We start from the raw sequence: 26,291 nt of genomic DNA on the forward strand, positions 1-26,291 counted from the left end.
TTGTTAAATTAAAGGTAACGATGAGCTGCAGGCTCTCCATGATGTTACCGCATGATTTTTCAAAGCTAAGTAAATTAATGTGTAAAGGGACTATATTATTCAATAAACTTCCGTCCCGATTTTTCTCATTCTGAAAATTCAGGGTGATCAGTTATTTGATGAGTTGTGTGGGAGTAAATCAGTATGCTGTAGAGGTAATATAGGGGCAAATGATGCCCTATTTAAAACAGTTCATAAAATCAGGGGGATATTAATTAGTAATTTGCACATACAAATTTTTGTCAGCAAAAAAATGAGCCACATCTCCAAATTCAAAATATTATTGACCTGTTTTTTAATCGTGCTTGCATTTATTACGCAAGCAGCGCCCATAATTTATATTAATCAGGTTGCTTTTGATGTTCGGGGAGCAAAAACGGCGGTTATCCGTAATGATATTAAACTAAGCGGCTTATCTTTTAAACTGATCAATTCATCAGGTAAATCTGTTTTTATCGGTACACTAAAAGGGCCCGAACAGATAAATGATTGGGTTAAGAACGCCTTTTTTTACCAGGCAGATTTTTCATCATTTAAACAAAGCGGTAAGTATAAATTAAGTATCAGTGTAAATGGTAAATCTTATCTTTCTGACAGTTTTGAGGTAAGCGAGAACGCGCTTGCCGTGAATACGCTTCCATCTATTATTAGTTATTATAACAAGCAAAGGGCCAATACGCCAACCGAGCTTGATGTTGATAAAGCCGTAATACTTTATGGTAGCAATAAAACGGCAGACGTACACGGTGGCTGGTGCGATGCCTCTGGCGATGTAAGTAAATACTTTTCTCACCTGGCTTATGCCAATTATATGTCGCCACAGCAGATTCCGTTGGTTACCTGGTCAATGGTTAACGCGGTGCAGACTATACCCGATTTATTGCAACAACTTCACGCCAATGATAACATGACCAATGAGGCCTTATGGGGCGCTGATTACATCATGCGTTCGTTATCAAAAGAAGGATATTTTTATATGACCGTTTTTAGCTATTTCAGTAAAGACCCCAAAGCACGTCGGATTGTTGGATTAAGAGCTAACAGTGTAACAACCGACGAATATCAATGCGCTTTTCGCGAAGGTGGAGGGATGGGGATAGCTGCATTGGCTCGTATCTCCACTTTAAAAAAGGACGGAGATTTTAAATCGGCCGAATATCTTGCCGCTGCCAAACGTGCTTTTGCCCATCTGCTCATAAATAATACCAAATACGATGATGATGGTAAAGAAAACATCATTGATGACTACTGTGCTTTGATGGCAGCTACCGAACTTTGGATAGCTACAGACAGTTCATTTTATCATGAAGAGGCCCGTAAACGGGCAAAGAATATAGAGAAGCGGATGAGTCCTGTAGGTTATTTTATCAGTAATGATCAGGGGCGCCCATTTTGGCATGCCTCCGATGCCGGTTTACCTGTTATCGCTTTGTGCCGGTACTTAAGTAAGGAAAAAGAGCAGACCGAAAGAGCCGTAGCGTTAACCGTTATTAAAAAAGCGCTTGATTATAACCTGCGGGTGACCAATGAGGTTAGTAATCCCTTTGGCTATGCCCGGCAAACTTTTCGCCTGGGCGATCAAATAAAAGATGGCTTTTTTATACCGCATGAAAATGAAACCGGCTGGTGGTGGCAAGGTGAAAACGCCCGGTTAGGATCATTGGCAACGGCCGCGATAGTAGGTGGTCGCCTGGTTTACCCACAAAAGGGAGGTTGGGGAGTAAAAAAGGATCTTGCTGTTTATGCGTCTGATCAATTATCCTGGATCCTGGGCTGTAATCCATATTCCATGTGTTTCATGTATCAGTTTGGTAAAAATAATGTGCCCTACATGAGCTCAAGTTTTGGGCATGGATCTGGCAAAGGGGGGATATCCAACGGTATCACCGGTAAGGAAGGTAACCCTGATGGCAGTGGTATTGATTTTAAAACCGAAGATAAGGGAAACGAATGGCGTTGGACAGAACAATGGTTGCCTCATGCCGCATGGTTCCTGCAAGCTATCACGGCTACAGCCGAACCCGAGTAACATTAAGGTCTAAATTTCAGAATTATTGATCATTTCTTTATCTTAGCACTCATTAGCCAGGATTAATCAACCGCGGCTAAATATCTGCAAAGCCCAACCAATCATGTGCTTTATTATGCTGTAATGCGGCTGTTTTAAGTCGCACCAAAATCAATATTATGCTGATAGCTATAATGAAGGTCTGTATTTTTCTATGTATCCTGATATTACCATTCCGGGGCCCTTCCAGGCGACGGGAAAACACACCAGATCAGCCTCAAGGCACTCAGGTTTTTTCAAAGTATGGTGTAAATGAACGCGGAGGTTTAGAAGTGATCGAAACTGATGATCGTATTCAACCCGATTGAAGGAATAAAAACATCTCTCAAATCTGGTTTAAAGAATTTGAGAGATGAAGACTACTTTTTACTTTTTTTGGATAAAGCCAGAATCTCGTTCTGGATCATCCTTTCTGATATGATCTTTTTGATGAGTTCAACAGGTAATGGTTCTCCGGGAACGAAATGAAGCGTTGAACCAGACACCCTGACGTTTTTAAGATCTTCTTTCATTGATTTTACCAGGCCTGGGTTCATGGTATAAAAACTGCAAAACTTTTTATTCACACCAATACCTACCAGCATATAATGGTATTTATAACATGGCAACTGGTAGCTTATAGATTCTGTTGCCTGCGGTACTGCAGTTAATATAATATGCCTTAACTCTTCAAGCGTAGGCCTGAATGATGCTGGTTGCTGCCCAATATATTCCTCAGCATCGCGTGGTGGCGGAAAATCAGAGCCCCTCATATCAGCTAAATATAATGAATTGATTATGCTCAGGCTTGCGCGTAGGCATCCTTTAATTTTTGAATATCAATTTTAACCATTTGCATCATGGCCATCATTACAGCGTTTGCTTTTTTAGTGTCTTTGTCTTTCAGCATTTGCTCTAATTCTGATGTTGCTATCTGCCATGACAGGCCAAATTTGTCTTTCAGCCAGCCACATTGGCTCTCTTTTCCGCCGTCGGCAAGTAAAGCGTTCCAGTAAAAATCGATCTCTTCCTGCGTTTTGCAATCAATAGATAGTGATATCGCTTCAGTGAGCGGAAATCCTGGGCCGCCATTTAATATCATGAGCCCCTGTCCGTCCAGTTCAAACCGGGCTACCAGGATCTCCCCGGCTAACTGCGGGTGTGTTTCACCATAATAGGTAATATCTAAAATTTTTGAGTTTTTGAATATCGAAGTATAAAAATCGAGGGCCTCCTGAACTTTACCGTTGAACCAAAGGCATGTGGTGATCTTTTGCATAATGTATTCTCCTTAATTTGTTTTAATATGATTTGCTATCAACTTGTTTTGATATACCAAAGTTACCCGAAGCTTTCCTATTAAAAAGGGGGTGAATATGACAATATAAGGGGGCGATTGCGTAGTAGGGGGGCAAAATATTTCTCCGAAAGCATGTATACGGCGAATACCTAAAAGTGGGTTTACATGGTTTACACAATTTATGGTTAACATGGAGTTAATTATCTTATAATCAATTTATTAATATGATTAATTCCATGAATTGTGTAAACCATCATGTACTGGGTTTACATTGATCAGCTTAGCACAAAGTATTTCATGCCAAAATGTTTAAAAAAAGCAAAGGGCGATCTGTTAACAGATCGCCCTTTGTATATCGAAAATGAAATTTTCTTTAAGATTATATCACTTAGGCGTTTTTTGATTTCTCGCCGGCGAATGGTAAGGTTGATATAAAGATAACCATGCCAACACCAAAAGTAATAAACCCGCCATAAACGATTCCGGCAGATGCCTGAACTCCGCTGACAGAATCAGCCGGGTTAAACGCGTGATTTGGCGTGAAAATAAAAAAACTACCTATTAATAATATGCCTATTGTTGTGATTAAAAGCCCTAATATTCTTTTCATGTTTTTGATGTGAAACTGTAATGCCGCAAATGTATAAACTTTAATGCAATCAACAAACATCACTTCGCTTAAAAAACTAACTTAAAGTTGATAAATTAGGACTTTATATAGCAAACCATGTAATTGGTCATATCCTGTTGTTATACCAAACACTACATATGAAAATAAAACATTTAAAGATCGCTTTTTTTATCGCGCTAACCTGGTTAGCAGCGTGCAAAGACCCCAATGCAACGCAGAAAACTGAATTGAGCTTACATACTTTTTTAAAAGATACCACAAAAGGAGTACAATCGGGAGGGATACAGGTGGTTCGCATCAATACTCCCAAAGGAAAGTTTAATGTATGGACAAAGAAAATTGGCAATAACCCTAAAATTAAAGTGTTGCTGCTGAACGGAGGGCCTGGTGCTACTCATGAGTATTTTGAATGTATGGAAAGCTTTTTACCAGCCGAAGGCATTGAGCTGATCTATTATGACCAACTGGGTACAGGAAATTCCGACAATCCTAAGGATACAGCTATGTGGAGCTTACCCCGCTATGTAGAAGAGGTGGAGCAAGTAAGGCAGGCACTAAAATTAGACAAGGATAATTTTTACCTGTTGGGCCATTCATGGGGTGGCATCCTGGCTTTGGAATATGCGCTTAAATACCAGCAACATTTAAAAGGACTCATCATTTCCAACATGATGGCAAGCTGTCCGGATTATGGTAAATATGCCGATAATGTTTTGGCTAAGCAGTTTGATCCTAAGGTATTGGCTCGTATCAGGGCTATTGAAGCAAAAGGCGATTTCGAAAACCCGGAGTATATGCAATTGCTGATACCCAATTATTATGCAAAACACATATGCCGTTTTCCGTTTGAACAATGGCCCGAACCTCTTTTGCGGGCTTTCAACAAAATCAATCAGTCCTTATATGTAACCATGCAAGGGCCAAGTGAATTTGGTATTGCCGGTAAATTAACGCATTGGGATCGTAAAGATGATCTTCCTAAAATTTCTGTTCCGGCCTTAAGTATTGGCGGAAAATATGATACTATGGATCCTGCGCATATGCAGTGGATGGCTACCCAGTTTCAAAACGGCAGTTACCTGTATTGTGCTAACGGTAGTCACATGAGTATGTACGACGATCAGCAAACCTATATGAACGGTTTAATAAAGTTTATTAAAGGTGTAGACGAAGGCGAGAAGAAAGTGAAGCTGTAGGTTTTTAATAACAAACGAAAAAGCCAGGTACATTATACCTGGCTTTTTTGTTTGATGCCGTATTTACTTAGGCAGATCTTTCATGAATTCCAAAATATCAGCACCAATTTCCTGTGCATGGGTTTCCAGTGCAAAGTGACCGGTATCATAAAACTTCACTTTGGCATTTGGGTTATCTCTCTTATAAGCTTCGGCACCGGCTGGTAAAAAGAAAGGGTCGTTTTTGCCCCATACGGCCAGTAGTTTTGGCTTTTTATCCCTGAAATAAGCCTGGAATTTTGGATACAACACCACATTACTTTTGTAATCCACCATCAGGTCGACCTGGATTTCCACATGACCGGGCAGGTCGAGAATATACTTGTCAAATGTATAAGCTTCCGGTTCTATCAGTGATTTATCGGTCACACCGGTTTCATATTGAAACTTCACCATATCCAACGATACAAACGCCTTCAATGCATCCTTGTTCTCCTGCGATGGATCATTCCATGCTTTTTGGATCGGGTTCCAGGCGGTGCTTAATCCTTCTTCATAAGCATTGCCGTTTTGTGATATGATACCCGTTATCTTTTCGGGATTGGCCAGTGCCAGGCGAAGACCGGTAGGAGCGCCGTAGTCAAAAATGTAAACCGCGAAACGTTTGAGTTTTAGATTATCAATAAAGCCTTGCATGGCTTTGGCCAGATTATCAAAAGTGTAACTGTATTTGGTATGATCGGGCGCGTCTGAAAAACCAAAACCCGGCAGATCGGGGGCTATAACATGATATTGGGTAGCCAATATAGGTATCAGCTTACGAAACATAAATGATGATGTTGGGTATCCGTGCAGCAGTAGGATCATCGGGGCATCTTTAGGCCCCGCCTCACGGTAAAAAATATTCAGATCGTTTACTTTAACATTGTTGTAATGGATGGCTGTAGTTTTCATTTGATTGTTTTTTGTAGGATTGATTTGTTGGGCATGCAGGGGTAAAACTCTACCCAGGATAAGCAGTAATATTATCTGCCATTTTGTTTTCGTGATTGATTTCATAGTTCAAATCTATATTGTATATTTGATTATTAAAAACGATTAATAATAATATATATAATCATAAAAAGTGATTTATGAATAGTAATGATCTTAAAATATTTGAGGCAGTGGCTGCTCATGGTAATTTTACCAAAGCCGCCGAGGCGATGTTCACCGTGCAATCAAACGTGACCGCGCGAATAAAAAACCTGGAAGAGGAATTGAATGTACAGTTATTTAAAAGAACATCACGTGCGGTAGAGCTCACATCGGCAGGAGAGATATTTATCCAGTACTGTAAAAAACTAAACTACCTCACCGAAACTTTAAAACAGGAGTTATCAGATGTTCATAAACTATCCGGCTCACTTAAAATTGGATGTATCGAAACCACTATGGCGCTTAAAGTGCCTGGGGTAATACAGGAATTTACGGATAAATATCCCGATGTGATGCTGATTTTCAGGGCTGATAATTCTATGAATCTGATCAATGATGTATTGAATTACAAGCTTGATGCCGCTTTTGTAGCTGCTCCCGTTACCTCGCCTGAATTGGGCGTACACCTGATAAAAGAAGAAAAACTGGCTATCGCGACCGCCGCAAATTATCCCGATCTGCCGGAGTATATTAAAAAAGGTCAGGTTAAAATTGTTGTTTTTGATGTGGGCTGCAGCTATCGCCCCAAACTGGAGGAATGGTTAAAAACCCAGGGAATCTTTAATTACCAGTGTACCGTGTTGAACACGCTGGAGGGTATAGTGAATTTTGTAGAAGCAGGAATAGGTATAACCATTATGCCCGAAGAACTATTCAGCCAGATGTATTATAACCGGAAAATAAAAACGTATCCCATTGAAGGGGAACAAGGCCTGTTGACCACACTGATGACCTATCGTAATGATCTGCCCCAATCAAACGCCATGAAAGTATTTATGAGCTTGTTTTGATCATCAACAACTGGCTTCATTTTTATAAATTTGGTGACACTGCTTTCAGGCTGTTACATTTTCCCTATGATCTTTAGAATATATACACGTGGTATCGTCTTATTTCTTGTAATTTTTAATGCTATAACAGCTTATGCGCAGGTAAGTGCCCCTACAGTTGAGCCGGGTGTGTCACTGGCGCTGGCCCGTTATCGCCGCTCGGTGATCAGCGATATTCTATACACCCTTAATTTTGATATTCCTGCCGATAAAAATAAAGGAATTGAAGCCAGGGAATCGATCAGCCTGGTTTTAAAACATATTGATCAGCCCTTACAGCTCGATCTGAAACAAAACCCGGGTAAAGTTCATGCTATACAGGTGAATAACAAACAGATTCCTGTTAAATGGGAACAGGAGCATTTACTGATAGCGCCAGGATTCCTGCGTAAGGGGAAAAATATGATTTCGCTTCAATTTACTACCGGCGATCAATCCCTGAACCGCAACGACGATTATTTGTACGCTTTATTTGTACCCGACCGGGCACGAACGGTTTTTGCCTGCTTTGATCAGCCAGATTTGAAGGCTAATTATCTGCTAACGCTCACCGTGCCGGCAGGATGGAAAGCATTGGCCAATGGGGTTATTACTGATTCCCTAAGCCAGGGTGGGAGAACAACGTACAGATTTAACAAGTCGGATAAATTGAGCACTTATCTGTTTTCATTTGCGACGGGAAAATTCAACTCTGTTAAACAACTTATAGGTAATAGAAAGGCAGAGTTTTTATACCGCGAAACAGATACCACCAAAATTAAATTAAGTATCAATCCAACTTTTACAGCGCATAAAGATGCCATTGATTTTTTACAACAGTGGACAGGCATCCCGTTTCCTTTTCAGAAGATAGGCTTTATAGCCATACCCGATTTTCAGTTTGGTGGTATGGAGCACCCGGGCGAGGTGCAGTATAAAGCTTCGGCCGTGTTTTTGGATGATGGGGCTACAAAAGACATGATCATATCCCGGTCGAACCTGTTTTCGCACGAAACCGCGCACATGTGGTTTGGCGATATGGTAACCATGCAATGGTTCAACGATGTATGGATGAAAGAGGTGTTTGCCAATTTTATGGCCGACAAAATAACCGAAAAGCTCATGGGCAGCGAAACTTTTGATCTGAAGTTTCTGCAGGATCATTACCCGGCGGCTTATAGTATCGATCGTACCCAAGGTGCTAACCCCATACGGCAGGATCTGGATAATTTGAAAGATGCAGGTTCGTTGTATGGTAATATTATCTATCACAAAGCGCCCATCATGATGCAGCAACTGGAGCTGCTCATGGGGAAAGAAAAATTCAGACTGGGGATACAGGAGTATCTAAAGAAATATGCCTACGGCAACGCTACCTGGAATGATCTGATCGCTATTTTGAGTAAACACACCACTACCGACCTGTACGCCTGGAATAAGGTTTGGGTAAACCAACCCGGTCGACCGGTACTTGACGAAAAGATCATTTACACCGGTGGTAAGATCAGTAATTTTACCATCACCCAGCATCCTGAATTTGGCGCCATGCGTGTTTGGCCGCAATCATTCAACGTAACCATGGTTTACCCACTCTATACTAAAAACATCGCGGTGAATATGAAAGGTGCCAGTATCGATCTGAAAGAAACTGTGGGCCTTGATAAGCCATTGTATATGATATTTAATTCAAATGGGATAGGGTATGGCTTGTTCCCGGTAGATAAGGGGAGCACGGATAGTTTATACAGGATCAATAACCCTTTACAAAGAGCGTCGCTATACATATCGGCTTATGAGAATATGTTAGAGGGTCGTTACTTTAAACCACAGGAGCTGCTGAACATTTTTTCGAAAGGATTAGCTTTAGAAAAAGAAGAAACTAACCTGAGGTTGTTAACCGGTTACATCGGCAATATTTATTGGGAGTTTATCACACCTGCGGATAGAAATAGAATAGCATCTAACCTAGAGGAAAATTTATGGTCGGCATTACAGCAGCAGGAGAAACCGAATAATAAAAAGGTGCTTTTCAGGGCATACCAGGATGTTTATTTAACAGAGGCTGCTAAAAAGAATATCTATACCATCTGGCAGTTGCAAAAACCGCCGGTGGGTGTAAAGTTAAATGAGGATGATTACACCTCTCTGGCACTAAGTATAGCCCTAAAAGATGATTCGCCGACCGGCGTATTACAGATGCAAGAGACAAGGATAACCAACGCAGACCGTAAAAAACGATTGGAGTTTTTAATACCCGCCTTATCTTCAAATGAACAGGAGCGTGGCGCGTTTTTTAACGGACTTAAGGATGTGAAGAACCGACAAAAAGAGGCCTGGGTAACCACAGCTTTGGTTTACCTGCATCATCCTTTAAGACAAAAAACATCTGAAAAATACCTGGCTAAAAGCCTGGAAATGGTTGAAGACATACAAAGAACCGGGGATATTTTCTTCCCTCAATCTTGGCTGCAGGCCGTTTTTGGTTATTACCAGGATAAGCAGGCCGCTAAAACTGTTAATGATTTTTTAAACGCCCATCCTCATTACAATCCAAAGCTCAAAGCCAAAATACTACAGAATACAGACAATCTATTAAGAGCGCAAAAATTGTTATAAAGATCCGGGTGGGGTACCCTTTTTAAGGGTACTATTCCGGATAAACAGGAACGACATCAATGCACCTAAAAAAGCAAGCGAAGCGGATAGCTGCATCACCCGGGCATAAACACTGATAAAACCGGAATGATACAGCTTTTTAATAGCCTGCTGATCATGGGCATTAAAGCCTGCCGGGACTTTGGCGTCGCCCAGATTAGTGGCCTGTGCCATCACTACCTGTTTTTGTTTTTCATTTAGGGGGATATTCTGAATTTCCTGTTGCAGTGCACCAGTGAAAAATAAAACGGCCAACGCGCCTAAAATAGCGTTGGCGAAAACATTGGCAATACGTGTAAGGGCATTGTTCACGCCGGAAGCCGTTCCAGAAAAATGATCACTGACCGAACCCATAACCGCGGCCGTAAGCGGCGCCACCGTGAATGACATACCCGAACCGAAAATGATAATACCCGGAAAAAAGGTAGTCCAATAATCTGCGGGGCCATTAGTTTGTTTGACAAAGGATAAGATCAGCAAGCCAGCACCCGCCGCTGCCGGGCCGCCTATTAATAACAGTCGTGGGCCGTGTCTATCAGCAAGGCCACCTGCAAAACGTGCCATCCCGATCATCAGTATGGTAAAAGGCAGAAAGGTAAGGCCGGATTGTAACTGGCTATAACCCTGTACCTGCACCAGGTTGAGCGATAAAAATAACATCCCCGCGCTGAGCCCCGCATACAGAAAAAAAGTAAGCAGGTTAACACCGCTAAAAGTCATGTTAGTAAACAGTTTTAAGGGCATCATGGGGTGCTTGCTTTTACTTTCAATAAGAATAAAAGCGGTCAGCAATACTATACCTGCTGTTAACGTAATGTACACCTGCCAATGGCCAAATCCCATTGCAGGAGCTCGTAAAAAGCCGAAAGTAAGCGAAGCAAGACCCAATACTATGGCGATAGCCCCCGGAAAATCAAGGGCCTGATCAGCTTCTTCATCGCGACTCTCTTTTACCTTAAACCCAAGGATCAAAAGAGCTATAATACCTATCGGTACATTAATAAAAAATATATAACGCCACAAACCGGCATCGCCAAAAGCCCCACCCAAAATGGGGCCGCCCAAAGTAACCACCGTGGTAAAAGCCGACCAGGTGCCGATAGCTTTGCCCCGTTCTTTTTCATCAATAGATGAGGAGATCAGAGACAAGCTACCTGGGATCATCAGTGCACCGCCAATGCCCTGCAACATCCGGCAGGCGATGAGTATTTTAACATCGGGAGCAAAGCCGCAGGTTGCTGAGCCGGCGATAAAAATAAAAATCCCGGCCATAAAGATCTTTTTTCGGCCGAGCTTGTCGCCCAGGGCACCGCCTATCATGATGAGTGCAGCCAGCATCAACAGATAAGCATTCAGGATCCAAAATAGATCGGTACCGGTGGCATTCAGGCTTTGTTGCAGGGATGGCAACACCACATTAAGGGCGGTGCTATCAATAAAAGCCATAGCCGAGGCCATGATGGAGGAAACCATGATCCATTTGCCGGCAGAACTGCCCAATGCTACTGTTGCCATAGAAATAGGTTATATGTAAATGTAACAAACAGTAACCACAAAATGATTGAGTATTGTTGCAATCAGCCCCTTATTATGGCGCAATAACACCCTGTGTGCTAAAGTTTTTATACGGAATTTTACTGAACAGACATCTCAATAAAATCAATATGGAAAATTACCATAATGCAAGTATTGCGGCAATAAGTAAATTGATAAAGACTAAAAAAGTATCGCCGGTGGATCTTGTCGACGCTTGTTTGCAGCGAATAGAAGCGTATGATACCCAACTGAATACTTTTATAACCGTTTTGGGTGATGAGGCCAGGAAACAGGCCAAAATAGCTGCAGAAGAAATCAATCGTGGCGAATGGAAAGGGCCACTTCACGGCATTCCGGTAGCGGTTAAAGATTTTTACGATACGGCGGGCATCAGAACAACGGCAGGTTTTGTGCATTTTAAAGACCGTATACCCCAAAAAGATGCGGAGTTAGTGCAGAGACTAAAAGAAGCAGGCGCTGTATTGATAGGTAAAACCAACATGCATGAGCTGGGTATGGGAACCACATCGCTGGTGAGCTGTTTTGGTCCGGTCCACAATCCCTGGAATACCGAATTTATTGCCGGGGGATCATCTGGTGGTTCGGCAGCAGCGGTTGCCGCAGGGTTTTGTTATGCTACCATTGATACCGACGCGGTTGGCTCATGCAGGTTACCGGCGGCGTGCTGTGGCGTTACCGGTTTTAAATCAACCTACGGTCTCATTAGCGGCAAGGGGATCCTGGAAGGTGAGCAAGCCGACGAAACCATTATTAAACTGAGTCACGTTGGTATTACTACCCGTTACGCGGAAGATGCTGCTATTTTATTGAATATCCTTTCCGATCAGCAGCAGGCTACAGACTCAAGCGATCACAAAAGGATGACGATAGGATTTGTATCAAATTATAAGGTAAGCGATAAGGTAAATGCGGTATACTTTCAGGTTAAGGAAAAGTTTAACTCGCTGGGTTATCGTATTGCTGATATTTCGCTCCCTTTTGAATCAGCCTCATTTAGCATAGCTACAATTGATCGGGACCGTAAAACTATTTCTGAGCAGCTATTTAAAAATGTCGATGTGGTAGTTTTGCCGACACTTACCGATCAGGTTCCGGATATTCAATCGGCACAGGCAAAGGGGCCAATGATTCTTTCGGCGGACAATACTTTTTTCTTTAACTATTATGGCTTACCCGCTATCAGCATTCCCTGTGGTTTTGACGGAAATGGTATGCCGCAAGGTTTACAGATAGCTGGTCCTTGGGGAGGAGATAATAAGGTGCTGGAAGTTGCACATGTGTATGAGCAAGCGGCTAAGTGGAATGAAAAACATCCATTATTATAAAAGCAAAAATCCCTTAGCATATACTAAGGGATTTTTGTTGTCGCTACTTAACGGCCCACTCATGTATGCCGGAAGAATTATCCACAGGTAGCTGGATTTCCATTCTTAAGGCTGTGGTGTTAACCGGTTCAAAGGTTACTGTGTTAAAGCCATCTTTGCTGATGGTATATGGCGTAGTGTTTTTTACCGGTACCCATTGACCATCTTTTAGATACAATATTTTGTACGATGCCGGTATGCGGCAGCCACCCCATGGCCCATCATCAAACCAATAAACTTTTGATTCGCTGACTGTATGCGTGGTATCAAAATCGTATTGAACATACTCGCTGGTATTTTTGGCTGGCCACCAATGCAGGTAAGGGTAGTTGGTATCCTTAGAGTCGGCAGGTTCATATTGATCTTTGATGGCTGCGTACATCCTGGTGTTTTTTAAGGATGATGTTACCTTGCTGGTACTTGCTATGGTTGGTGCAGGTTTGGGTCGCGCAGCCGAAGCCTCGTAAGGGATCCATACGGTCATTTCGCTTGGTCCGCGGTTTGCCCAGGCATAGTAGGGAATAGCTTTTACCTGTTGGTTAGCTTCGATCAGTTGATCGCTGTTTAACTGGCGTTTAGTGCTTTTACCATCTGTGCTTATCACATCAATGCCATTTAACAGATCTGCATGATAATTTGCATTGGCAATAGCGTTTGTATCAACCATAATATTTTGTACCAGGCTGTCTTTATTATCAGGACCTTCCAAACAGTATACAACCGGGCCGCGTTCAAATGCAAAACGGCTTTTATCATCCTTAACCAATGAGTTGGCTAATACTTTTTCTGTTTTCATAGGCAGTAAAAGAGAAACCTGATCTCCCTTTTTCCAGGCCCGTTTTAATACCGCGTAGCCTTTTTCAGTAACAAATGATTGAGGTTTGCCGTTGATAGATAAAACAACCGGCAAGGTTTTTTTATCCATAAAAGTGTACAGATTACCCGGTACCGGCTCTTGTTTAGCCCAACCCGGTATGCGTATCCTTAAGGTAAACTCAAGGCTTTTCTCTGGATTAACCGTGATGTCAACTTTACCTTTCCATGGATAATCGGTAGTCTGCACAATGTTCACATTGCCCGAAGCCAATTTGATATTGCTGGAGTTGCCCATGAACAGATTGATATACAAATCGTTTTTGTTTTTGGCATAAACATAGCCCGGCAAGGATGGTAAAAAGCGGGTCATATTGCTGATACAGCAGGCACAGCTGATCCACGCGCTGCGCTGGTGCTGCGACATAGATGCCAGCGGATTGGGATAAAAGAAACGGTCACCACTTAAAGAAACACCCGAAAGCAGGCCATTATAAAGCGTTCTCTCCAGCACATCGATATATTTTGAATCGCCATGTAGCAAAAACATCCGGTTGTTCCAGTACACATTCCCAATAGCCGCGCAGGTTTCGGCATAGGCCGACATATTTGGCAGCTGATAAGCATCTCCAAAAGCCTCGCCATTACCGGTTGCGCCTATACCACCCGTGATATAGAGCTTTTTGTTGACTACATCACCCCAGATATCATCAATAGCGGCTAAATATTTGGTATCACCGGTTAAGGCTGCAATATCTGCCATGCCGGTGTACATGTAAGCCGCCCTTACAGCGTGCCCTTCGGCTTCATGCTGGTCGACTACTTTTTTGTTGGCTTGATTGTAGGCGTCGCCCTTAGGGCCACGTACATCCAGGAAAAATTTGGCCAGGTCAAGGTATTGCTTGTTGCCGGTAACCCGGTACATTTTTGATAGACCAATTTCTACTATCTGGTGCCCGGGATATTCTTCCAGCTTACCCGGACCGAACACCTTAACCAGCAGATCGGCGTTTTTTATGGCGATGTTGAGTAATGTACGTTTACCGGTAGCCTGGTAATGAGCAACAGCGGCTTCGTATAAATGCCCGCAATCATACAGCTCGTGGCTCAGCACTTCCTCTTGTACCCAGCGTTTGGCGCCAATCCATTCATGCGGTTTTTTGGCATTTACCGTACGGAAGGTGTACAGATAACCATCCGGTTCCTGGGCAGCGCCGATAATACTGATCAGCGTATCAATATATTTATCCAGCTGAGGGTTCGCTTTGTTTTGCATGGAGTAGGACGCCCCTTCAATAGCTTTATAAACATCGGTATCGTCAAATGGAAACTCACTTAGCTTATCGCCATCCAGTTTTTTTGCAGCTCTTAAAAAGTTATCCATGCGGCCGTTTGCCTTGCATTGTGCCAGTACATAAGGGATGGTAACATTGGCATTAACCTCCATTTTGGGTTGCCAGAAATTATCGTTCACGTGAACGCTGGTAAACGCCACAGGCTGTATAGGATAATCTTTTTGCTGCGAAAATAGCTGACTGGTAAATGCTATCATGGACAGTGATAGCACACAGGCTGCTTTTCTTTTATTGATCATATGCTTAATTTCTTCTAATCGATTAATTTAATTTTTTACCATCCTGCTTCCATAAACCGGGCCCGCGCTATTGTCTTTTTTGGGAAGTAGCTTAATAGTTACTTTTTGTTTGCCTTTGGTGAGCTCAATCGGAATGATATAGCTGATATCGTAAAAACGGCTTTCTTTATACTGGTTCAGATCTTCGGTGGTCAGTTTTACGCCATCAACCAATATGTCAAAAGTACGACCCCGGTTGTCCATTCCCCAATAAGTATTGATGAGGGTATTTTGGGAATTGGCATCAACTTTCATCTCGTATTGCAAGTAACCACCGTTTTCTGTCGACCTCCATTTTTTCTGATGGTCTTCGCCGGTAGTAGCATTTTCACCGCTGAAGTTATGATCGCGCTCGGGCTGCATTTCGCCAACACGTAAAATATCGGTAGTGCGGGCTTCCAGCTCCTGTTGTTTTTTCTTTTGCTCATCGTAAGCTTTTTGCTGTACAACCCAGGCCTGCGGTGTAAATACATCCCAATAAACGGAATAATATTCGTTTTTGGTTTGATTGAAAGGGATCAAAGTAACTTCTTCTGGTTTTGAAATGTTTACCGTACGGAAGCTTAACTGTTTTTTATCAACCATTTGCAACCACTGGTTAGGATCCGTCTCGCTGGTTACAAAAACAGGTACACCTTTCAACGGATCAGGCTCGGTAGTGCCCAAAACGCCGGCCAGTAGCACCGGACCGTAAAAAACAGCCCGCCTGTTAACGTTATCGGGCATGGCTTCGGTATAAAGTTTTTCGGGTGTTGTAAATTTAATTTTATCGTTATTGCTCCATTTACGGGTTAAAACAAAATAGCCTTGCGCATTGGGGCTAAGTTGCTGCTGTTTGCCATTGATGCTGATGCTTGCATTGCTGGTCCATTTGGGTTTACGGATACGGATAGTCATGATAACCGGCTTTTGGGTATTAACAGTAAAAGTGATATGATCATCGTTAGGGAAATTGCTTTCCTGTTTCACTGACAGTCCTTTATCTTTCCAGTTTAGTACCGATGGAATAAACAAGTTTACATAAAGACTACCATCAGCGCCCCTGAAATAAATGCTTTCGTTATACTTTACATGGTTTTCCATACCCGAGCCCACGCAGCAGGTAAAATCATCAAAAGGAGTGCTGTAGTGTTTTGTTCCGCCCATTCTGAGTGGTACAAAATAACACATCATACCATCCTGATGGTTTTGCGAGGCAAGGATGTGGTTATACAAAGCCTTCTCGTAATAATCCATCAATGCTGCCGATGGCGCTACCGCAAATAAATGACGGGTGAGCTTAAGCATATTATAGGTATTACAGGTTTCAGTGGTATTATCTGTCAGTTTATCATTCAGCTTATCCGGATCGCTCAGGTACTCATAGTTGCTGTTTCCGCCGGTGGCATAGGAGTGATGGCCTGTAACCGTTTCCCAAAAGAAATCGGCAATGGTTTTATCTTTTTTATCGCCGGTAAGCTCGTACCGCCTCGCACTGGCAATTATCTTAGGTATTTGTGTATTGGAGTGCTTGCCCGGCAAAACATCCTGCTGTTGGGCCAACGGATCTAAAATGCGTTTGTCGTAAAATTTGTACGATAGATCAAGATATTTCTTATTGCCGGTAATAGCATATAAATTGGTAAGGGTTTCTGCCATGCCTCCATATTCGCACAATAACATTTTCTGCAATTTATCATCGTCCAGGTTTTTAATGGTTTCGCCTGTCCAATCGGCCATGCCCTGGCATATTTTAAGCGCCTGGGTATTATGGCCATATAAATAGGCGTCCAAAAGGCCCCCCATAACTTTATGCACGGTGTACCAGGGCGACCAGCCCCCATTTAGATCAAAACCCCGGGAACGGATATCGCCTTTGGCAACTTCCGCCCATATCGTGTCTTCTTTAGGGATAGCGCCAACGTAGCCTGTTTTACGTGCGGTTTGGCATTCATTAAGTTCGGTAACTATATAGTTTATCCGTTTTAAAAATTGAGGGTCGCGGGTCGAAGCGTAATGCATGGAAATGGCCGACAGGTAATGCCCCAAAGTGTGGCCTGCCAAACCCGATGATTCCCAGCCTTCATACAGTTTACCCTTAGGTTTTAAGCCAGAATGGGAACGAAACCCGGATAATAAACGATCCGGCTCAATAGATAACAGGTAAGCGGCATCAACCTGCATCGCCTGTTTAAACGGGCTTTCCAGTAGTTGAACATCTTTTAAATCAAATGAATAAGCCTGTATCGCTACAACGGGTTTTATTTTTATCCGGCTATCCTTCCATTCAGGCACATATGATTGAGCCTTTACGCTTATTGCAGTTGTAAAGCAAATGATAAAGGATAAAGTCCATTTCATTAACAAAGCTGCAGAATTTGTGTGATTATAACAATTAAACATATAAAGTAAAGTTACCCGGATATCCTGAATAATTATTGATGATATTTTGCTGGTGATAGCCGGATTTTAACCGGTTTAGGATACTATACTGTTAGTTAACGGGCTATTTAATAATAAGTGCTGTATTTAAGGGTGTAAACAGATCTTATGGTGTTGTTATATTTAAAATGTTGTGATTTTTATAGGGTTTTATTTTAATAATGATAATATATGGGTAGTTGTGGTGAATTTTTGCTAAAAAATTAGCTCTTGGGGTAAATATTTTTACATGATCTGAAGAATCAGACTTAATTAATAATTTTTTAACCCCAAAAATTAATTTATGAAGCTAAAACGATTACTCAAAAGGCTTGTTTTGCTCTTTTTAGGCATTTTTGTATTTGGTTATAATGCCAAAGCACAAATAATTACATTAAAAGGGAAAGTATCAGACGAAAAAGGCCTGTCTATACCAGGTGCGTCTGTTAAAATAAAAGGTACGCGTAAAGGTACCATCACCAATACCGAAGGTATATTTACTATTGATAGTAATGGCCCTGTTATTCTCAGTGTCTCTGCTATTGGTTATACCGCAAAGGAAGTTAAAGTAAGCAACACCAACAATGTTAATATTATTTTAGCCGAGGACAGTAAAACACTCAGCGAAGTAGTAGTTACCGCGTTGGGGATTAAGCGCGACAAAAAAGTATTAACCTACAGCAGCCAGGAAATCAAAGGCTCAGACCTGGTACAGGGTAAAGATCCTAACCTGGTTAATGATATAGCCGGAAAAGTATCCGGTGTACAGATCACCAGCTCATCAGGTAGCCCAGGTAGTTCAACGCGTATAGTCGTTCGTGGTGCATCATCGTTTTATGGAAATAACGATGCATTAATGGTTGTTGACGGTATCCCGATCGATAACAGTGAAACCGGGAACCTCAATTCAGGGCCCGGCTCCAGTAGGGTAGCCGATATAGACCCTTCCATAATTGAAAATATCAACGTGTTAAAAGGTGCCGCGGCTACGGCTTTATATGGTTCGTTGGGTGCAAACGGTGTTATTATCATTACTACCAAAACAGGCTCAACCAATAAAAAACCAACCATTAATTTTACTTCTGATTTCTCCTTCGAAAACCCGCTGCTGCCGCAAATACAAAGCAAATATGCCCAGGGTACCAATGGTATTTATTATAATGGTGATGATATGAAAACCAGTACTTCCTGGGGCCCATTGATGGATACTTTAAAAATAAATGGTCAAGCGGCAAAAAAGTACAACCAGTCCGATCTGTTTTTTAAAACCGGACATACTTATAATAATGTGTTTAGTGTAAACGGTGGTGGGGCTGCTTCTAACTATTATGTATCTTATTCTAATTTTAATCAGCAGGGTACGGTGCCAACTACTAAGTTTCTGCGGAACGCGATATTTGCCAAATACAGCGCCCAGATCCTTCCAAATTTAACTACAACATTCCAGTTAAATTATACCAATTCGCAAAATAACCGCTTGCCCGAAGGTTATGCTTTAGAGAGCCCCGTATGGACTATTTTTACAGCCCCGATATCATACAACCTGCTACCTTATGAAAATGCAGATGGCACCCAGCGCTTGTATCGTTACTCCAGGAACAATCCTTACTGGGTATTGGATAATATTTCCAATAAATCAGGCGTAAACCGTTTTCTGCCGACCTTTTCTGCCGATTATAAACCATTAACATGGTTAACTGTAACTGAAAGATTTGGCGCCGATGTGTATACTGAACAGGATAGATACCATGAAGCTGCCCAGTCAGTATCTAACCCCACCGGGCGTATTGTAGTTAACAATACCAATTTCAGACAATTTAATAATGACCTGATAGTAAGCGCTAATCATCAGTTTGGTGATTTTAATATTGATGGCGTTATCGGGAACAATATTTATTCCCAATATACAGAAACTGCTTATGCCAATGGTGTTGGGCTTTCGGTAGCCGATTTGGATAATATCAGTTCGGCTTCAACGGTTACTTTTATTGAAAACCAATATAATATCCGGAAGATAGGCTTTTACGCGCAGTCAAATATTGATTATAAAAAATTCCTGATCCTGTCACTAACCGGCAGGTATGACGGAAGCTCGGTACTATCAACAGCGCATAATTTTTATCCTTATGGGTCTGTAGCTACCAGCTTTATTTTTTCTGAGTTTTTCTCCAAGGAATTTCAGGATATCATGAACCTGGGTAAAATCAGGTTATCCTATGCCACAGTGGGCGGTAGTAATGTGGGCGCTTATTCCCTTACCACGCCATACTACAGTCAAAGTAAAGACTACATTATTCGTAACATTTCATTCCCTTATCAGGGACAATCGGGCTTTTTATTGAGCCCTACGCTGGGTAACCCCAATTTAAAAAACGAACGGATAAATGAGTTTGAAGCAGGTTTTGAAACCGGTTTTTTTAATAACAGGATAAGTTTAGAGGCATCTTATTTTGCCAAAAAAACAAAGGATGGTTTGATTCCGGGGGTGAGTATTGCACCATCTACAGGTTATAATGGCACAACTGTAAATACCGGGATAATGCAAAACCGGGGTATTGAACTATTATTGAACGTGGCGCCAGTAAAAACAAAGGACTTTACCTGGAACGTGACCATTAACTACAGCCGTATCCGGAATAAGGTTCTGGCTATTGATGGCGATCTGCAACAGATTGGAAATGGCTTTACTACCATTATTGTAGGTCAGCCTTACGGAACCATATATGGTACACGCTATGCCCGCACCGCACAAGGGCAGTTACGCATTGATGCCAGCGGATTACCTTATGCTGATGCCGATCAGGGTGTTATAGGTAATATTAACCCCGATTGGACGGGTGGAATTGCCAATAATATCAGGTATAAGCAGTTTAATTTCAGTTTCTTCTTTGACGTTAAAAAAGGCGGCGATATCCAGAATAACGTGGATGGGTATGGCTATTTTTACGGAACACCTAAAGTAACCGAAAACAGGGGGCTAAGGGTGGTTCCGGGAGTGAGCGATGCAACGGGACAGGCTAATACCGTTGCTGTTGACGGACAGGCTTATTATCAGCGTATAAACGGCGTAACCGAATCTGTAATACAGGATGGTACCTATATTAAATTAAGAAACGTAAGCCTGGGTTATACTGTAAAACCATCGTGGTTAAGAGGTAGCCCTTTCAAAGCAGTTAACTTTAGCGTAACCGGGCGTAACCTGTGGATATACGCGCCACACTTTACTGGCGGCGATCCTGAGGTAAGTTCGTTCGGTTCATCAAATGGTTCGCAGGGTATTTATTCCTTTTCTGTACCCACATCAAGGTCTATCGATTTTAGCATGAAGCTTACCCTTTAATCATCATTTATCAAATAAAAATATCATGAAAAAAATATCAATGATTTTAATGTCATGTATCCTGATAAGTGTTTCAGGTTGTAAAAAATATATTGACGTAAATACCAATCCCAATCAGCCTCTTGATGTAGCCGAAGCGCAAATGCTTGCTCCGCTTGAGGTAGCTATATCATCAAAATTATATGCGGGCAATGCTGCCGTAATTGTGCAGGAATATATGCAGGTGGCCGCGCTGAACCAGGTTGCACCCAATGCAGGCACTTATTTAATGTATAATACGGATATTAATGATGACTGGAATACACTTTATGTAACCTGCTTAAATAACCTGGTAACGCTAAATGCAAAGGCCGTTGCCGACGGAAAAACAAACTATGCCGGTATTGCCAAGATCCTGACCGCCTATTGCCTGGGCACCGGAACAGATCTTTGGGGTGATATCCCGTACTCGCAAGCTTTTAAGGGAACTGCTAATTTTACACCAGTATATGATACCCAAAAAGATATTTATACTACTATACAAAGCTTGCTGGATGGAGGTATTGCTGACATTGCCAAGAACGGCACTATAACTCCGGGTGGGGATGATTTCTTTTACGCTGGCGACATGAGCAAATGGACAAAGCTGGCTTATACCTTAAAAGCCCGTTATTATCTGCACCTGACCAAAGCGCCTGGGTATACAGCTGCCACACAGGCGCAGTTGGCACTTACCGCGCTTACAAATGGTATGCAATCAAATGACGATGATTTGAAAATGGCCTACGGCGGCGCTGCCGGTGCAGAAAATCCGTGGCAACAGAATTTTATATCAGCCAGCACTATTGTAATGGCTAGCACCGCGGTTAATGGTTTTAAAACACGTAATGATCCGCGTTTAACCATTATGGTTGCCCCTGCAACCGCTACCGGTTTGTATACAGGGTTAGATCAAGGGTTAAACACTATTGGCCAACTGGAAGAATACTCGCGTCCGGGAAGCTTTTATGGCGCTGCAGGGGCAAGTAATTACATTGTAAATTACTCCGAAGCCTTGTTTATAAAAGCCGAAGCCACGCTTATACTTTCTGGTTTTAGCAGCGCGCAGTCCATTTATCAAAGTGCCGTATCATCGCACATGACAAAACTGGGGGTTAGCACAACTAATGCGAATACTTATATAGCTTCAAGGCCTTTGACTAACGCTAACGCGGAGCAGCTGATCATCGAAGAAAAAGGGATAGCGAATTTCCTTTCACTGGAAAACTTTACCGATTTCAGGCGTACAGGCTTCCCGGTATTGCCTGCGGTTAAAAATGCTTTATCAGCTATGCCGCGTAGGGTGCTATATCCGCAAACAGAAATTATATCAAACCCGCAACCTCAGCAAAGCGCTAAACTAACCGACAGGGTTTGGTGGGATGCCCAATAGGTATCGGAACAAACAGAAACTGGGCCTTTTATCCTGCTAATTAATTTAGTATATTTGTATAGGTAACGGCCCGGATGTATGTAAAAAATGCACCCGGGCCGTTTTAGTTAAGCTCCAAAAGGCCCCAAAATAGGCTGTTTTTAATGTAGTTATCTGATTATCAATATTTTAATACTTTTTAAAGTGAAAAAAACGTGTTAAAATTTGTTAAAAAGTGTTAAAATTGATGGTTTTGAGTAAGTTTTTGGCAGTTTTTGAGCCGTTTTCACCCCAATTTCGGCCTAAAAAGTGTTAAAATTGAAGCTTTAAAAAGTTTTATGCATCATGATTTATCACGATAGCGGTATTAAAAATGGTTTTGTTAGATAAAATATGGTTAGTACCTGTTAAATTACTGGCCTATTAATACTTGTTACAACGCTAATTTTGTAAAAAAAACATTTAGAAATGATAACTTTTGATTGGAAAGGCGTACTACCCGCCGTAACTACCAAGTTTACTAATAATGATGAATTAGATTTTGAGGCTTTTGATATCAACTTAAATGCCCAACTGGAAGCCGGCGTTGACGGATTTATACTGGGAGGCTCTTTAGGCGAAGCAAGCGTATTAAGTGATCAGGAAAAATATGACCTGCTTGCCCACACCGTGGCCTTTGTTGATGGTAAAGTACCTGTAATATTGAATATCGCGGAGCAAACAACCAAAGCGGCTGTTACCTGCGCGCAAAAAGCGTTGGATAATGGCGCTGATGGTTTAATGTTATTGCCACCAATGCGTTACAACAGTGAGGAGCGTGAAACTTTAACCTATATCACTACCATTGCAAAAAGCACGGAGTTACCTATCATGATCTACAATAACCCTGTTGATTATAAGGTAGAGATCACCCTGAATATGTTTGAGCAGCTTGCAGCTTATGATAATATACAGGCGGTAAAGGAATCAACCCGTGATGTTTCAAACGTTACCCGGATGATCAACCGCTTTGGCGACAGGTTTAAAATATTAACCGGTGTTGACCCCCTGGCTATGGAAAGCCTGGTTATGGGCGCCAATGGCTGGGTAGCCGGCCTGGTTGATGCTTTCCCTAAAGAAACCGTGGCTATATACCGTTTGGTTAAAGCCAAAAGATATGATGAAGCACTGGCTATTTACCGTTGGTTTTTACCGGTGTTGGAGCTGGATATCCACCCTAAACTGGTACAATACATTAAGCTGGCAGAAGTGGCTACGGGTATAGGTACCGAAAACGTACGCGCCCCGCGTTTACCTTTAGTGGGAGCAGAGCGTGAAAAAGTTCAAAAGATCATCAGTGATGCGCTTGCTGTTCGTCCGGTATTGCCTGTAGGTAGCTGGGGTAAAATAAGTGAGGTTGCGATATAATACAACATATGGCCAGTAAAACTTTTTTCTGTATAGATGCACATACCTGCGGTAACCCCGTAAGGTTGGTGGCTGGGGGAGGTCCAACTCTGAAAGGCGACAATATGAGCCAAAAGCGCCAGCATTTTTTGAAGGAATATGATTGGATCAGGACGGGCTTAATGTTTGAACCCAGGGGGCATGATATGATGTCGGGAAGTATCCTGTATCCACCTCATGATCCCGAAAATGATGTGGCGGTTTTGTTCATTGAAACCAGTGGATGTTTACCTATGTGCGGCCACGGTACTATCGGCACCATTACCATTGCTGTGGAAGAGGGGTTGATACAACCCAAAGTGCCTGGCATTATCCGCATGGAAGCTCCTGCTGGCCTGGTTTTAATTGAATACAAGCAGGAAGGCAAAAAGGTTACCTCCGTAAAGCTCAAAAATGTGGCTGCTTACCTTGCCGCCACAGATCTGCAGGTGGAGTGCCCTGATTTGGGTATGCTCACTATTGATGTATCCTACGGTGGAAATTACTATGCTATAGTTGATCCGCAACCAAATTTCGGTGGGATCGAAAATTATACTGCCGGGCAATTGATTGCCTGGAGCCAGGTGTTGCGCAAACGTATCAATGAAAAATATACGTTTGTGCATCCACAGGATCCTACCATCAATACCTGTACGCATATCCTTTGGGCCGGGGCTACATTATCTGCTGATGCCACAGCCAGGAATGCCGTATTCTATGGCGATAAGGCTATCGACAGGTCGCCTTGTGGCACCGGTACATCCGCCCGTATGGCGCAATGGCATGCTAAGGGGAAACTACAGGTTGGCCAGCCATTTATACATGAAAGCATCATTGGCAGTAAATTTACGGGTAGGGTTGAAGAGGTGGTCAAAATCAATGATATTGACGCCATTATTCCGAGTGTAGAAGGCTGGGCCAAAGTTTATGGCTACAACACCATCAAGATTGATGATGATGATCCTTATGCACATGGTTTCCAGGTGATATAACCTGTTTTATTTAAAAAAATCTAATAGTTCAAAATACATTATGGCTAAAGTGCTGATTATTGGTGGCGGGATCGTAGGCCTGAGTTCTGCTTATTATTTACATAAAGCCGGGCACCAGGTTACCGTGGTTGACAAAGGGGATATGACCGACAATTGCTCCTACGGAAATGCCGGTATGATTGTACCAAGCCATTTTATACCATTGGCCACACCAGGTATGGTAAGTCAGGGTATCCGCTGGATGTTTAGCAGTAAAAGTCCGTTTTATGTAAAACCTTCGCTAAATCCGGAATTAATATCATGGGGGCTTAAATTTCTGAAAAAGGCCAATGCGGCGCATGTAGAAAACTCGGCTATTCCTTTAACAGAACTTTCCTTGTTGAGTAAAAAGCTTTATCAGGAGCTGAGTAAAGAACCGGATTTTGAATTTGACCTGGTTGAAAAAGGCATCCTGATGTTTTATAAAACCGAAAAAGCCGGGGAGGAAGAAGCTCACATGGCCGAAAAAGGACGACAGTTGGGGTTAGATATGAAGATGCTTACTCCGGCCGATTGTATGAAGCTGCAACCCAAGCTTAATCTGGATGTATTAGGCGCTGTACATTATGCTTGCGACGCTCATCTTTCGCCCAATAAGTTAATGGCTGCTTTATTAAAGTATTTACGAACTGTAGGCGTTAACTTGATTACCAATAAAGAGGTTACAAAAATTGAAACTTCCAATGGCAAAGTAAGCCGGGTATGGTCATCCGGTGAAGAGTTTACAGCCGATGAATACGTAGTGGCGGGTGGCTCATGGTCACCCTCGATAGGTAAATTGTTAGGATTGAAAATTCTGCTGATGCCGGGCAAGGGTTACTCCTTTAATGTTCAGGATGATGCCGAAGTAATGCAGATCCCGGCCTTACTGGCCGAAGCCAGGGTTGCCATTACGCCCATGAACGGCGGTTTACGTTACGGCGGAACCATGGAGCTTGACCGGATCAATAACCGGGTGAATATGAATAGGGTAAAGGGTATAGTAGAATCTGTACCTCAATACTTTCCGGGACTTAAGCCAGCCGTTCCGCAGCAAAAAGATATATGGTTTGGCTTTAGGCCATCCTCAGCCGATGGATTACCTTATATTGGCCGCAGTAACAAGTACCCAAACCTTACCATAGCCACCGGGCATGGTATGATGGGTTTAAGCTTAGGCGCTGCAACAGGTTTATTGGTGACTGAAGTTATTTCGGGCAAACCAACATCCATCAATATCAATGAATTTGCTCCCGATCGGTAAGGCAGATTCAAAAAATCCTTACTATTTATACTTTTATTGGGGAAGTATCCGTTAATAGCCTGTTTATAATTGTTTAATTAACAGTTATAAACAGGTGTATTTGATATTCAGTAGTGCATATTTTAAAATTGTTTATTTAACAATTAAAAATAAATTGATGATCCATTTTTAAAGCAATTTTTATCTCCCTATCACAATAAATTATCAAATAGTAACCGGATATTATCCTATTATGCTCAATT

18 protein-coding genes are annotated in these 26,291 nt (G+C 42.2%); 11 read left to right on the plus strand and 7 right to left on the minus strand.

Annotation, left to right across the window (positions count from 1 at the left end):
• Positions 1–340: 340 nt before the first annotated feature.
• Both AC57BQ_RS06885 and AC57BQ_RS06890 read left to right on the plus strand, forming a co-directional pair.
• A complete protein-coding gene (locus AC57BQ_RS06885) occupies positions 341–2,068 on the plus strand; it encodes a glycoside hydrolase family 9 protein (protein ID WP_496405569.1) in 1,728 nt (575 codons plus the stop codon).
• A gap of 158 nt (positions 2,069–2,226) precedes the next feature.
• Positions 2,227–2,415 carry a hypothetical protein gene (locus AC57BQ_RS06890; protein ID WP_496405570.1) on the plus strand — a complete coding sequence of 63 codons (189 nt, stop codon included), beginning with the start codon at positions 2,227–2,229 and terminating at the stop codon, positions 2,413–2,415.
• A 51-nt stretch (positions 2,416–2,466) separates the two neighbouring features.
• Here AC57BQ_RS06890 and AC57BQ_RS06895 read toward each other — a convergent pair whose 3' ends face one another.
• The 3 genes from AC57BQ_RS06895 to AC57BQ_RS06905 all read right to left on the minus strand — a co-directional run bounded on the left by AC57BQ_RS06895 (position 2,467) and on the right by AC57BQ_RS06905 (position 3,996).
• Positions 2,467–2,859, minus strand: a complete 393-nt coding sequence (locus AC57BQ_RS06895; RefSeq protein WP_496405571.1) for an iron chaperone — start codon at positions 2,857–2,859, stop codon at positions 2,467–2,469.
• Positions 2,860–2,888: 29 nt separating this feature from the next.
• Entirely contained in the window at positions 2,889–3,365 is a 477-nt protein-coding gene (locus tag AC57BQ_RS06900) for a VOC family protein (protein ID WP_496405572.1), read from the minus strand.
• A gap of 409 nt (positions 3,366–3,774) precedes the next feature.
• Positions 3,775–3,996: a hypothetical protein gene (locus AC57BQ_RS06905; protein ID WP_496405573.1), complete on the minus strand. Its 222-nt coding sequence runs from the start codon at positions 3,994–3,996 to the stop codon at positions 3,775–3,777.
• A 158-nt stretch (positions 3,997–4,154) separates the two neighbouring features.
• Here AC57BQ_RS06905 and AC57BQ_RS06910 point away from each other — a divergent pair, with 158 nt between their 5' ends.
• Positions 4,155–5,213, plus strand: coding sequence for a proline iminopeptidase-family hydrolase (locus tag AC57BQ_RS06910; protein WP_496405574.1), 1,059 nt, complete (start codon positions 4,155–4,157; stop codon positions 5,211–5,213).
• A gap of 63 nt (positions 5,214–5,276) precedes the next feature.
• Here the strand turns inward: AC57BQ_RS06910 and AC57BQ_RS06915 are convergent, their stop codons facing one another.
• Positions 5,277–6,251, minus strand: a complete 975-nt coding sequence (locus AC57BQ_RS06915) for an alpha/beta fold hydrolase (RefSeq protein ID WP_496405575.1) — start codon at positions 6,249–6,251, stop codon at positions 5,277–5,279.
• Between the two features lie 74 nt (positions 6,252–6,325).
• On the opposite strand from AC57BQ_RS06915, the gene AC57BQ_RS06920 reads away from it, so the two are divergent.
• Positions 6,326–7,180, plus strand: a complete 855-nt coding sequence (locus AC57BQ_RS06920) for a LysR family transcriptional regulator (RefSeq protein ID WP_496405576.1) — start codon at positions 6,326–6,328, stop codon at positions 7,178–7,180.
• Between the two features lie 66 nt (positions 7,181–7,246).
• Complete coding sequence (locus AC57BQ_RS06925) at positions 7,247–9,814, plus strand: M1 family metallopeptidase (protein WP_496405577.1); 2,568 nt, start codon at positions 7,247–7,249, stop codon at positions 9,812–9,814.
• On the opposite strand, the gene AC57BQ_RS06930 is transcribed toward AC57BQ_RS06925, so the two are convergent.
• Positions 9,809–11,368: an MFS transporter gene (locus AC57BQ_RS06930; RefSeq protein ID WP_496405578.1), complete on the minus strand. Its 1,560-nt coding sequence runs from the start codon at positions 11,366–11,368 to the stop codon at positions 9,809–9,811. The genes AC57BQ_RS06925 and AC57BQ_RS06930 overlap by 6 nt on opposite strands.
• A gap of 149 nt (positions 11,369–11,517) precedes the next feature.
• Here AC57BQ_RS06930 and AC57BQ_RS06935 point away from each other — a divergent pair, with 149 nt between their 5' ends.
• Positions 11,518–12,735 (plus strand): amidase, encoded by a 1,218-nt coding sequence (locus tag AC57BQ_RS06935; RefSeq protein ID WP_496405579.1) that lies wholly within the window; start codon positions 11,518–11,520, stop codon positions 12,733–12,735.
• Positions 12,736–12,778: 43 nt separating this feature from the next.
• On the opposite strand, the gene AC57BQ_RS06940 is transcribed toward AC57BQ_RS06935, so the two are convergent.
• Together AC57BQ_RS06940 and AC57BQ_RS06945 are read right to left on the minus strand one after the other, a co-directional pair.
• Positions 12,779–15,181: a glycoside hydrolase family 127 protein gene (locus AC57BQ_RS06940; RefSeq protein ID WP_496405580.1), complete on the minus strand. Its 2,403-nt coding sequence runs from the start codon at positions 15,179–15,181 to the stop codon at positions 12,779–12,781.
• Positions 15,182–15,208: 27 nt separating this feature from the next.
• Entirely contained in the window at positions 15,209–17,560 is a 2,352-nt protein-coding gene (locus AC57BQ_RS06945) for a beta-L-arabinofuranosidase domain-containing protein (RefSeq protein ID WP_496405581.1), read from the minus strand.
• A gap of 364 nt (positions 17,561–17,924) precedes the next feature.
• On the opposite strand from AC57BQ_RS06945, the gene AC57BQ_RS06950 reads away from it, so the two are divergent.
• The 5 genes from AC57BQ_RS06950 to AC57BQ_RS06970 all read left to right on the plus strand — a co-directional run bounded on the left by AC57BQ_RS06950 (position 17,925) and on the right by AC57BQ_RS06970 (position 26,049).
• Entirely contained in the window at positions 17,925–20,960 is a 3,036-nt protein-coding gene (locus AC57BQ_RS06950; protein WP_496405582.1) for a SusC/RagA family TonB-linked outer membrane protein, read from the plus strand.
• Positions 20,961–20,985: 25 nt separating this feature from the next.
• Complete coding sequence (locus AC57BQ_RS06955) at positions 20,986–22,371, plus strand: SusD/RagB family nutrient-binding outer membrane lipoprotein (protein WP_496405583.1); 1,386 nt, start codon at positions 20,986–20,988, stop codon at positions 22,369–22,371.
• 447 nt (positions 22,372–22,818) lie between these two features.
• Entirely contained in the window at positions 22,819–23,757 is a 939-nt protein-coding gene (locus AC57BQ_RS06960) for a dihydrodipicolinate synthase family protein (protein ID WP_496405584.1), read from the plus strand.
• Between the two features lie 8 nt (positions 23,758–23,765).
• Positions 23,766–24,767: a 4-hydroxyproline epimerase gene (locus tag AC57BQ_RS06965; protein WP_496405585.1), complete on the plus strand. Its 1,002-nt coding sequence runs from the start codon at positions 23,766–23,768 to the stop codon at positions 24,765–24,767.
• 40 nt (positions 24,768–24,807) lie between these two features.
• Positions 24,808–26,049, plus strand: coding sequence for an NAD(P)/FAD-dependent oxidoreductase (locus AC57BQ_RS06970; protein WP_496405586.1), 1,242 nt, complete (start codon positions 24,808–24,810; stop codon positions 26,047–26,049).
• Positions 26,050–26,291 lie beyond the last annotated feature (242 nt).

It is taken from the genome of Mucilaginibacter sp. BGA-UO-ETr-C110 (assembly GCF_059567985.1).